Origin of the sequence: Bacteroides sp. Marseille-P8574 (genome assembly GCF_902825465.1) — a bacterium.
Lineage (GTDB): Bacteria > Bacteroidota > Bacteroidia > Bacteroidales > Bacteroidaceae > Bacteroides > Bacteroides uniformis.
The window spans coordinates 698,316-707,923 of the sequence record NZ_CADEBE010000002.1 but is presented as its reverse complement, the minus strand read 5'-3'; the positions used below and the strand labels follow the sequence as shown (position 1 = coordinate 707,923).

The 9,608-nt window shown below is 39.0% G+C and carries 15 protein-coding genes; 13 read left to right on the top strand and 2 right to left on the bottom strand.

Features of this window, described 5'->3' with window-relative positions; genetic code table 11:
• Window position 1 precedes the first annotated feature (1 nt).
• Window positions 2-772, bottom strand: a complete 771-nt coding sequence (locus HUX74_RS15530) for a LexA family transcriptional regulator (protein WP_100263562.1) — start codon at window positions 770-772, stop codon at window positions 2-4.
• 776 nt (window positions 773-1,548) lie between these two features.
• Between HUX74_RS15530 and HUX74_RS15525 the strand changes: the two genes are divergently transcribed.
• The 12 genes from HUX74_RS15525 (at window position 1,549) to HUX74_RS15470 (ending at window position 8,575) form a co-directional block, all read left to right on the top strand.
• Window positions 1,549-1,752, top strand: a complete 204-nt coding sequence (locus HUX74_RS15525) for a hypothetical protein (protein ID WP_004326696.1) — start codon at window positions 1,549-1,551, stop codon at window positions 1,750-1,752.
• Complete coding sequence (locus tag HUX74_RS15520; RefSeq protein WP_009132293.1) at window positions 1,749-2,000, top strand: helix-turn-helix domain-containing protein; 252 nt, start codon at window positions 1,749-1,751, stop codon at window positions 1,998-2,000. The genes HUX74_RS15525 and HUX74_RS15520 overlap by 4 nt, the downstream gene beginning before the upstream one ends.
• A 384-nt stretch (window positions 2,001-2,384) precedes the next feature.
• Window positions 2,385-3,086, top strand: coding sequence for a hypothetical protein (locus tag HUX74_RS15515; protein WP_009132292.1), 702 nt, complete (start codon window positions 2,385-2,387; stop codon window positions 3,084-3,086).
• A 71-nt stretch (window positions 3,087-3,157) separates the two neighbouring features.
• Window positions 3,158-4,126 (top strand): PD-(D/E)XK nuclease-like domain-containing protein, encoded by a 969-nt coding sequence (locus HUX74_RS15510; RefSeq protein ID WP_174646976.1) that lies wholly within the window; start codon window positions 3,158-3,160, stop codon window positions 4,124-4,126.
• Window positions 4,123-5,031, top strand: coding sequence for a recombinase RecT (locus HUX74_RS15505; RefSeq protein WP_004326700.1), 909 nt, complete (start codon window positions 4,123-4,125; stop codon window positions 5,029-5,031). The genes HUX74_RS15510 and HUX74_RS15505 overlap by 4 nt, the downstream gene beginning before the upstream one ends.
• Window positions 5,031-5,255, top strand: coding sequence for a hypothetical protein (locus HUX74_RS15500; RefSeq protein WP_004326701.1), 225 nt, complete (start codon window positions 5,031-5,033; stop codon window positions 5,253-5,255). The genes HUX74_RS15505 and HUX74_RS15500 overlap by 1 nt, the downstream gene beginning before the upstream one ends.
• Before the next feature lie 165 nt (window positions 5,256-5,420).
• Window positions 5,421-5,876: a hypothetical protein gene (locus HUX74_RS15495; protein ID WP_254592877.1), complete on the top strand. Its 456-nt coding sequence runs from the start codon at window positions 5,421-5,423 to the stop codon at window positions 5,874-5,876.
• A gap of 287 nt (window positions 5,877-6,163) precedes the next feature.
• Window positions 6,164-6,592 (top strand): hypothetical protein, encoded by a 429-nt coding sequence (locus tag HUX74_RS15490; RefSeq protein ID WP_057087798.1) that lies wholly within the window; start codon window positions 6,164-6,166, stop codon window positions 6,590-6,592.
• 3 nt (window positions 6,593-6,595) lie between these two features.
• On the top strand, window positions 6,596-6,874 hold the full coding sequence (locus HUX74_RS15485; RefSeq protein ID WP_174646975.1) for an HU family DNA-binding protein: 279 nt from the start codon (window positions 6,596-6,598) through the stop codon (window positions 6,872-6,874).
• Window positions 6,875-6,880: 6 nt separating this feature from the next.
• A complete protein-coding gene (locus tag HUX74_RS15480) occupies window positions 6,881-7,624 on the top strand; it encodes a hypothetical protein (protein ID WP_174646974.1) in 744 nt (247 codons plus the stop codon).
• A 2-nt stretch (window positions 7,625-7,626) separates the two neighbouring features.
• Window positions 7,627-7,800, top strand: coding sequence for a hypothetical protein (locus HUX74_RS15475; protein WP_174646973.1), 174 nt, complete (start codon window positions 7,627-7,629; stop codon window positions 7,798-7,800).
• The gene (locus HUX74_RS15470) at window positions 7,784-8,575 is read left to right on the top strand and encodes an SPFH domain-containing protein (RefSeq protein WP_174646972.1); all 792 of its coding nucleotides are present in this window, start codon (window positions 7,784-7,786) and stop codon (window positions 8,573-8,575) included. The genes HUX74_RS15475 and HUX74_RS15470 overlap by 17 nt, the downstream gene beginning before the upstream one ends.
• Window positions 8,576-8,590: 15 nt before the next feature.
• Here HUX74_RS15470 and HUX74_RS15465 read toward each other — a convergent pair whose 3' ends face one another.
• Complete coding sequence (locus tag HUX74_RS15465; RefSeq protein ID WP_153877579.1) at window positions 8,591-8,734, bottom strand: hypothetical protein; 144 nt, start codon at window positions 8,732-8,734, stop codon at window positions 8,591-8,593.
• Between the two features lie 378 nt (window positions 8,735-9,112).
• On the opposite strand from HUX74_RS15465, the gene HUX74_RS15460 reads away from it, so the two are divergent.
• A complete protein-coding gene (locus HUX74_RS15460) occupies window positions 9,113-9,568 on the top strand; it encodes a hypothetical protein (RefSeq protein WP_004326708.1) in 456 nt (151 codons plus the stop codon).
• Window positions 9,569-9,608: the final 40 nt, after the last annotated feature.

Here is a 9,608-nt window from a genome sequence, read left to right as displayed (position 1 = left end):
ATCAAATAATCTTTTGACTTATTATGCGTAATGCTTGCCACATCCCCCTTATTTCTCTTCTCTCGACATCTAACTGGCCATGCTTGGGGTTATCAGCCTTTAAAGTCAGCACATTATCCAAGAAAAGACTGTTTTTTAATATCCGCTTGACTGAAAGTGTTTTCCCATATACAATACTCACAACTCCTGACGCGCTTTCCCACAAACCTTCTTCTATTTTGCGAGCAAGAATTTTAGCTCCGTCCGGTATAGTTGGCTCCATGCTGTCACCACGTACTTGAAAGACCATATAAGAATCATCAAGCACTTCACCTTCTTCCGGCATGACACCATAAGAATCAATTTCATAAGCTGTATTATATAAGCTTTCGACAAATGAAGCCGCAGCATCCATCGGAACATATTTTACTTTTACAAGAATATCTTGAAGATAAGGAGCTACTTTACTAATCGTAGAATCTGATTGCATTCTTGCATTTTTCAGAGCATCCCTAATATCCTTCTCCGAAGGTTCTATTTGTCCTGATGGAGTCTTTGCAAACAAACCTTCTCCAGTATATAGCCATGCTCTGCTCACATCATACTTCTCACAAAAAGCATCAATTGTTTTTTTACTTGGCAACTGAATCCCTTTTTTTATACTGGTAAGGGTTGATTCACTGGATATAATATTGTCTTTCTTTAATTTATACCCACTCAAACCACAATATGAAATTGCTTGCAAAAACCTTTTTGAGAGATCACTCAATTTTTTATCGTCAATTTCTTGCATACTTCATAAATTAAGTAGTATATTTGCATCCGTAATAGTAGCAGTATTACCACATAAATTGATTAAACATCCTACTTGGAGTTTATATATAGAAATCCGTAAATAGCTGCTACCTATTTGCGGATTTTCTTTTTCTCCACATTGTGTAATCGGCGGTAGGCCGCATAGCGGAGAGACAGAGGGTTACACTCTTACAACTCAATACTGCGAAAGGCGTGCGATATTGAGAGGCAAACGAAACCGGGATGCCTGCACAGCTACAAGTAAGCGAAAAATCCGGGAAGTCGGGTAACTTGTTAATGCCCGGCCAGCTAAGAACGGCGTACTTATACGAACGAGACATTTCTTATGCTGCATATAGCAAAAACGGGAAACCGTCTAAGGGCTAACTATGCAGCAATCCAGCACCTTACCGAATGAGATCGTCTTTTACTTCTTCAATTATTACAATACTAATAGAACGACATTACTTTTTTTTCAGAAAGCTTTCTTTTTACGCAAGCCTCACTTGTATAACATTTTATAAACCAGCAACTTATATTAAAACATGTTTTATAACATACGATATACTACAAATTTTATGAAGTATTTTATTGTACTTCTGAAAATATGAAGTATATTTGCAACGTCAAACAAACAAAGAGTGTAAGTTTGAACAACAAGAAAGCTGGCGACTTCAAAAGCCACTTACTACATATCTCATTGGCAAATGTAGTTGTTAGCTTTCTTTTATGCAAATTTTTTGTGGAAAATTTAAGTATAAAATAGAAAATAATATGAAAGTAACAAAGAAAGATATTCTAAGTATTAAAGCTGGTTCTTCCAAAGTAATGCAGCTGGATTCTTACAAGGATTGCGTCAATGCAAGAAGCTACGCCTATCAATTAGCTTTTACTGATCCCCGTGAAGACGTTGAAAGATATTCAATATCCATCGACAAAGATAAAAATCAGATAACCATCGAAGCGATAAAGAAATGAACCGTTCAGATGCCAGAATGATTGCAGAAGAACTGCACAAGTTTATTCGCAATGATGTGAGAAAGGCTGTAACTGAAATGGCGACTGTTGAAACCGAAGAGTATTTGAATGCCAAACAAGCAGCTGTATTTCTTGGATGGAAGTTGCAAACCTTATACAATCGAATACATGATATTCCTCACACCAAAAATGGCAAGAGTCTCATTTTTACCAAATCAGCTTTGAGAAAATTCATGGAAAGAAAATAATCCCGGACGGATTTGGCCGTCTTTCCGGGAACTAACAAAACGTTCTTTGACATATTGTATAGTCTGAACAAATAAAGACTTAAAACAAGGTTTACTGCTTATCTAAAGGGCGAAATAGACCGACAAAGTAGCCAAAGCGGATTAGTGAAAAGAGTGTGAATACGGACTGCCAATAAGAAGATGCAGCACACGAATCACTAAGTTATCAAAAACAACTTATATTATGACAAAGTAAACGTAGGGCGTTTATAAATACATTCTTAACTGAATAGATACTTTAAATGATATATATACCCGTGCTTCGCAAGAAGCGGTCACCGCTAAAAAGCTACGGCCAACAATCCATCGGAACGCGGACGGGAACACATTTTAAATGCTAAAAGTATGAAAGGAATTACAGAAATGACCGAGCAAGAGATTCTTGCGTTAACGGAGGAAGATGTACAGAAATTGATTAAACTCCGCATGATGGAGGAAGGTATCAAAATTATGGATAAGCCGGAGGTTCCCGAATTGTTTGAGATTGAACCTGCTGATTTGAAAGTGTTCACGATCCCATTCTTTGAAGGTTACGCTTTTACAGACATGGAAGAAGCGAATGCGGTAGCAGAAGCATTACGTAATGCGAAAACCCTTCGCAAAGTTGAATACGATTGGAACAAACTCGGAAGCGACTACAAATATCTCGTCAAGAAAGATAAATACAATTACTCTATCAAGCCAGACTTTGAGGTTAACTGTGGCTTTGTGTATTCAAGTGAACTATACGAAAAGATTTCAAACTTTGCCGCACAGAACAAGGTTATGAAAGAACAAGCAGCGAAAGACCAAAAAGAATATGACGAAAAGATGCAAGAAGCGTCCGGTATTATCTCGGAAATAAGCGGACGGGTTAAAGAGGTCAAAGTTAAGTATGAGCGATTGAATAGGCTTACTTACAAATTCGCTACTGACTATTATCCCCTTTCCGATCACAATGAGGATATGGCAATGAAATTTATGGCTAAAGCCTATTCTTTTACAGATAAAGAAAAAGAATACATATTACAGAATTACAAAGAATTACTATCCACAAGTGATGAATAAGTTTTTTAGTTAGTTATTGGCTCCTTGCTTGCGAAAGTAGGGAGTTTTTTGTAAAACTCCAAATTCATTATATGAGTAATATAGAAGATACAATTTACAATCTGCCAAATGAGGAATACCACCGTGGAGAAAGATTCAAAGATTTCCTAAGTAGTACGCAGATTAAAGATTATATAGTGTCCCCAAAGTTTGCCCGATACAAGGCATTGCACCCTGAAATGTTCGAGATCAGTATTGAAGCTTCTGAAAAAGGCTCGCTGTACCATGATGCAATGGAAAGTCTTGTTAATACTGGAACACTTGACAAATGGAGAAACAATCTTCTTGTATTTGAGCCACCTATAAATCCTAAAACTGGCTGTCCGTATGGACGAGACACCCAAAAATATCAGATTGCACTAATAGAGGCCAAAGAATCAAATCCCGGTAAAACATTGACAAGCACAACCGATATACAATTGGTTGAAACAATGGTTTATGAGCTTCTTAATAATTGCCGGGACACCTCCAAACAGATCAGGCAGATATTAAAATGGGGAAAAGCCGAAGTTAGCCATTTCGTTGAATACGAAGGATGCAAGTTCAAATATCGCCCTGATGTGGAAACGGCCAAAAAAATTGTTGACTGGAAAACATTGGCGGTTGATGATCTTCATGAAGAAACGGTTAACCGGACTATCGCCAAATTTCATTACGGTATTTCGGCAGCCTTTTACCAGTTTTTTGAACATGAACGTACCGGAGTATGGAAGGAGTTCTACTGGGTTATGCAACAAAAGACAGCTCCCTATGACGCAGTATTTGTCAGTGCAGCTAACTGGGCTTTCCATTTGGAAGACGGAATTGTGAAAATGGGGGCAAGCGCATTGGCTTTCAAGAAATTGTTAGACCAGCATGTTTACTGTACACAAAACAATGATTTTGACGGTGCACAGATATTTATTCAGCCGGGATTCAAAGGACGAAGAATAATGGTGCCGGACACACCTGCATTTGAAAAGAACAAGATGTTTAACTTTTATAATAATCAAGAACAATGAGTAAAACAGAGAATCAATCCCCCCAACAAGGGAACTTGGGAATGGAACAACACAATGCTCCTTCACCAACAAAAACAGAACCGGTCTCCCCAACACCTTCCACACCACAACCACCCGTTCCTTCTGCCCCACCAGCCTTTCCAGTACAACTGAAAGGATTGGAAAGCTGTTTTATCTCCCCTAAAAAGGCATTTATAGCAGCTGGTGGCACAGAACAGCAATTTGCCCGTGAAGTCAATTTCGCTATGCAGGCAATGTTGAATAATCCTTATTTGATTGACTGTGCCCGGCAATATCCCGATCATCTTGTCGAAGCAATCAAAAACGTTTCTCTTACCGGTCTGACACTCAATCCTGAACTAAGATTGGGGTATCTTGTACCATACAAAGGCAAAGTGAAGTTCCAAGCTTCATACATGGGGAAAGTTGATATTTTGATCCGTACTGGTGTTGTAAAGGATATTTATTCAGATTTGGTTTATGCTAATGATGAGTTCAGTATGACAAAAGGTACCGGCGGCACTATCATCCACAAACCCAATGTATTCGGAGAACGTGGTGATCTTCTTGGTGGCTACTATTTTGCAGTCTTGACTTCCGGTGTTGTAAAATTCGATGCAATGCCCAAAGCACGTATTGAAGAAATAAAAAGTCGTAGTGAGGCTGTCAAGAAAGGCAAGCAATCTCCGTGGGACACAGACTTTGAAGAAATGGCTCGAAAAACAATCGTGAACTGGGCTTTCAAATTCCTGCCCAAAACCGGCATTTCAGATTCCATGATTAAAGTTCTTGAAACAGAGAGCCAGTTGGATGATGAAATGTTTGAAGACTGGAAAAAGGCACAAGGTCAGAAACCGGACGATTTTGAGGAAGACGATACTCCATACGCAGAAGAAGTCAAGTAATGGATTCATGTGAAAAAATTAGTAACAGTATCACAGCGGCTAAAGAACTGATCGAAAATGAAACACGTTCTTTGGCTGCTTTACATAAAGCAAAACAGCTTGAAAAAGAGCTTCATAAATCCGGCAAGTTGTTTCGTATTCCTACAATGAACGGAATTATAGAAACAACCTGCCCGGAAAAATACATAGAATACAATAACCAATTTAAAATCAAATTAAAATGAGAACAGTAACAGTTGAAGTGCCCGAAGGACACATGGTAAAAATCGTGAAAGAAGAAAGTATGCAACCTACTCAAAAAGTTACGGGGGGGGGGTAAATTTGAATTTGAAGGTGAGACATTCATCCCCGGTGACGTAATTATCAATCCGAATCGCGGAGGGGGCAGCATGATGATTCTCTCTGAAATTAGAGAAGAAAGACCACTCCCTTTTTTACCGGCAATTAAAGTACCTTTCGGCCTTGTCGCCTATGTTCCTTCCAATGATGAAGGTGACAGAGTTTTTGTAAAATTCACACCCGAAGCTGGTATCGGAGGCATGAAGGGATTCCGTAAAGCTACGGAAGAGGAAAAGGCAAAGATGCTTGCCGCCATGAAGGAAGAAAAACATTACTCCTTCAATTTTGAGAAGTTACAGCCTGAATATATCCCGACTGTCGGCGATGTTGTTATTGTATGGGATGATAATAGCAAAGAAAATGCGGTAGTCGGTATTATGAATGAAGTGGATGAAGTGGATGAAACGAGCAACCCATACAAAATAAATGATGGCACTTGGTATAAGAACTGCGACAAGTTCGTTTCAGAAAAACAATATAAAAATTTGATTGATGGGAAAGAGTAAATCTAAATCGGGGGGGGCGAGAAATTACACTCCCCTTCTCACAGCTCGTCCAAAGGGAATGAGCTACCAAGAGTATCGTGAACGCAGAGCCTATCAGAACGCATGGTTGAAAGAGCGACTGAAAGGCTTTATTTGTTACGTATCGTCTGAACTGGTTGTATATGACAAAATAACGGGATTACCCCGATTATTCAATCATCGTACAGATGATATACACAAAGCAAACATAAGGACTAACCCACAGCCATTTGTCGGTTCTGCCCGATATGGCTTAAAACCTTTATGATATGGATAAAGAACTATTTAAAGACAAGAATCCATTGCTTCGCAGACAAATGTTGGAAGACAATTGCGCAGCAGTTGAAAGAATCACCTATACCTCTCCTTTCAGTGAGGAAGAAATGGGTGAACGGAAAACGGAATTGGCAAATATTGACCTTGACATGGCCGCACTGGAAGAAGAAAAGAAAGCTTTCATGCAAGCATACAAGGACAAACTGAAACCTAAAAAGGAACGTAAAAAAACGTTGCTTACCGATATAAAGCGTGGTTATGAGGAAATTACGGATGAATGCTTTAAGTTTATGGAACGTAGCACTCGTACCACCGGATATTACAACGGTAATGGCGATTTGGTTAAAGAACGTCCGATGGAGGCACAAGAGATGCAAAAAACGGTCTTCGAGGACATTGAATCTACTGGTACGGAGGGATAAGCCATGAGAAAAGAAGAACTTATCAAGCAAGTAGCCGAATCAACCGGTATTGCTATTTGCGAAATCCGAACAGTTATAGAAGCAGCATTGAAGGAAACCGTAGATGCAGTAGCTAATGGAAAGACTCTTTATATCAGAGGTTTTGGTACACTGTCACCCAAACACTATAAACGAAAAGTTGCTCGTAACATACACAAAAACGAGACGATTGTCATAGCGGAGCATTATACTCCACATTTCAAACCAGCCAAATCATTTAAAAACAGAACTAAAAATTTGTAGAACAGCATGGAAAACGAAAAGATGCAAGTGAATTTTGCTCCGGGTATAACCGAAGCAACCCTTAGAGTTATTGAACTTCACGAAGAAAATGAGTTACCGGTACTGGAACCTGATAAGGTAGAATTAGCCGGAACAATTGGAAGTGTTCATGAATTTCTCTTGAAAAGAATCTCTGAAAAAGAGCAGATCAATCAGAAACGTTGTTATATTCTTGTTGATCGGGAGAAAATGACACTCAAACTTGTCACCAATGAAACTGACAGTAGGAATAAAGCTACTGTAAGAGGTGAATTGAAATACTATCCCAAGTTTCTTGAATTTGGTATCAATACAAGCAAGACATGGGAGCCAGTGCAGCTTTCAAAGTTCTTCAAAATGAATCGTGCCTTTTTCAAAGATGCACAATACAACATGGAATTGGTTACAGTCCTGAAGAACTTCAAAGCCAGCATCGACTCAAAAGTGGAAAATTCCCGACAAGACAACGGTAGTCGCACCGACAATTACAGCCAAGTTGTCAATTCCAATCTTCCGGCCTCATTCAATCTCATTGTCCCGATTTTCAAAGGTCGCCCGGCAGAAGAAATTGAAGTGGAAATCATTGCAGATGTGGATGGGCGTAACATTCGATTATCCCTTTGCTCTCCCGGTGCAGAAGTAATCGTGGAAGAAGAGCGTAATAAGGCCATTGACGAGCAATTGTTGTTAATTCGTAAATTGGCACCGGATATTGCCATTATCGAACAATAACAATGAAGTCTGTAAAGAAATACTGGAAGCCGGTACTTGTCGTATCGGCTTTCTTCATTGGCAACCGCGTATTCAATCACATAAATGCGTGGCTGGGAATTTCAATAATCATGCTGATTGTAGCATTTATAGTTTATAATATCATTAAAAAAGTAGAAAATGAAAAGAAAGATTGATTTTTTGATTGTGGCATTATTTGCCGTTGTTTTGTTTGCTTCATGCGAAAGAGTTGCTCCCAATTATGCCGGTGTCCTTATGGAGAACTACGGCAAACAAGGGAAAGAAGATTTTAAAATCGTTTCCGGTAAGGTATCTACATGGGAATTAGGCTCAGAGCTTTTTCAGGTTCCACTATTCGATCAGCGTGGAGAATTTGCCGAAGCTGTCACACTGAAAGCAGCCGATAATACAGAGTTTAAGGCACGTCCCACATATAGCTATAAAGTTATCAAGAACCGTGCCATTGATGTTGTCTTTGACAACAAGCATATTGGCCGTGGAAGTGATTTTATGTCCTCGTTGGAAGATAACATTTTAGAACCACGTATATATGATTTGATAAAGGAAGAAAGCCGGAAGCATAAAACCGATAGCTTGATGGCTGACGGAGGCTCATTAGTGTTTGAGAAACGATTAGAACAGATCGTTGATAAAGAGTTTGAAAAAAGAGGTTTGCAACTACTCACATTCTCTGCCCAGTTGGAGTTCTCCGATAAAGTTCGCGAAAAAATTGATAGTAGAAATGAAGTGAATACCAATATCTCCGTGTTGGATCAACAAATTGAGGAACAGAAGAAGCGCAATGAACTGGAACAGTTAAAAACCGAGCAGGCTCTAATTCAGTCAAGAGGTCTGACGAAAGAAATATTATATAAACAGTTCATTGACAAATGGGATGGAACAAGCCCTTTGTATGGTATTGCTCCTGAATTTCTAAAAATAACAAAATAATAATTATTAACCCGATTAATAATCAGCTTCTCCCGGTGTGGCTTGACCGCCTATCCGGGAACTATCATGCCTCACCTTTTTTCTTCTCTTTGCAAGTCGAGCCGAGTACGCTGCATACGCTCCACGGCGGTAGATACTACAAAGAGTCTTTTTGTTCATATAAGAATGCCTCTATTGTGGAGGCAAACGAATAAGTGGCGGAATTGGAAGACGCTTAGTTTCTGTGGTAAAAATGCACGAATAGCATCACGAGTCAGGTAATCATGCTATTAACACTTGACATACGTACAAACGGAAGCAGAAACGAAAATCCTGATTGCAACAGTTCCCGGTTCGAGTCCGGGCTTATTCTCATAAATCAATCATTATGAAAGTTGAAATTCCCGACTATTTCTTAAAATCCTTTATCCGACATTTTGAAAGGATAACCGAGAATTGTAAAGCATCACCTTCTGACATCAAGACCAGTGAAGCACTAAGACTTGGAAAGAAAGATATAGTTAAGCTCAAAAGATTTGTAAACAAAAAGTATAATTTATGAAACGAAGGATCATAGGTATAGATGTTGGCAAAAACGGTGGAATTGTAGTGTACGACACCGAGAATAACAGATTATTGGAGTGTATCAAAATGCCACCAACTCCCAAAGACTTATTAGATTTTCTCTCTATATACAAAGAAAATAGCGTTTGTTATTTGGAACGAGTGAATGGCATGACCGGACAAAGTGCTTCTGCCTCTTTTGTTTTTGGAGAAGGTTACGGACAGCTGACTATGGGATTGATAGCTTGTGGGATTCCGACAGTAACAGTATCTCCACAAACTTGGCAAAAAACTTTAGGATTACGAAATACAGACAAATTGGGTAAGACAGAATGGAAAAACATCTTAAAGAAGAAAGCCCAACAGCTGTTTCCGTATGCAAAAGTTACATTGGCAACTTCGGATGCCTTACTAATATGTGAATATGGTAGAATTAAAGAAAATGAATAATGGAAAATTTAAAAAAATGCAGCAAATGTGGCTGAGAACT

Coding starts and splice junctions, on each gene's coding strand:
- HUX74_RS15510 (WP_174646976.1), top strand. CDS start 3,158: ATGAGTAATATAGAAGATACAATTTACAATCTGCCAAATGAGGAATAC.
- HUX74_RS15490 (WP_057087798.1), top strand. CDS start 6,164: ATGGATAAAGAACTATTTAAAGACAAGAATCCATTGCTTCGCAGACAA.
- HUX74_RS15520 (WP_009132293.1), top strand. CDS start 1,749: ATGAACCGTTCAGATGCCAGAATGATTGCAGAAGAACTGCACAAGTTT.
- HUX74_RS15525 (WP_004326696.1), top strand. CDS start 1,549: ATGAAAGTAACAAAGAAAGATATTCTAAGTATTAAAGCTGGTTCTTCC.
- HUX74_RS15515 (WP_009132292.1), top strand. CDS start 2,385: ATGAAAGGAATTACAGAAATGACCGAGCAAGAGATTCTTGCGTTAACG.
- HUX74_RS15470 (WP_174646972.1), top strand. CDS start 7,784: ATGAAAAGAAAGATTGATTTTTTGATTGTGGCATTATTTGCCGTTGTT.
- HUX74_RS15505 (WP_004326700.1), top strand. CDS start 4,123: ATGAGTAAAACAGAGAATCAATCCCCCCAACAAGGGAACTTGGGAATG.
- HUX74_RS15475 (WP_174646973.1), top strand. CDS start 7,627: ATGAAGTCTGTAAAGAAATACTGGAAGCCGGTACTTGTCGTATCGGCT.
- HUX74_RS15495 (WP_254592877.1), top strand. CDS start 5,421: ATGATGATTCTCTCTGAAATTAGAGAAGAAAGACCACTCCCTTTTTTA.
- HUX74_RS15460 (WP_004326708.1), top strand. CDS start 9,113: ATGAAACGAAGGATCATAGGTATAGATGTTGGCAAAAACGGTGGAATT.
- HUX74_RS15485 (WP_174646975.1), top strand. CDS start 6,596: ATGAGAAAAGAAGAACTTATCAAGCAAGTAGCCGAATCAACCGGTATT.
- HUX74_RS15465 (WP_153877579.1), bottom strand. CDS start 8,734: ATGAACAAAAAGACTCTTTGTAGTATCTACCGCCGTGGAGCGTATGCA.
- HUX74_RS15480 (WP_174646974.1), top strand. CDS start 6,881: ATGGAAAACGAAAAGATGCAAGTGAATTTTGCTCCGGGTATAACCGAA.
- HUX74_RS15530 (WP_100263562.1), bottom strand. CDS start 772: ATGCAAGAAATTGACGATAAAAAATTGAGTGATCTCTCAAAAAGGTTT.
- HUX74_RS15500 (WP_004326701.1), top strand. CDS start 5,031: ATGGATTCATGTGAAAAAATTAGTAACAGTATCACAGCGGCTAAAGAA.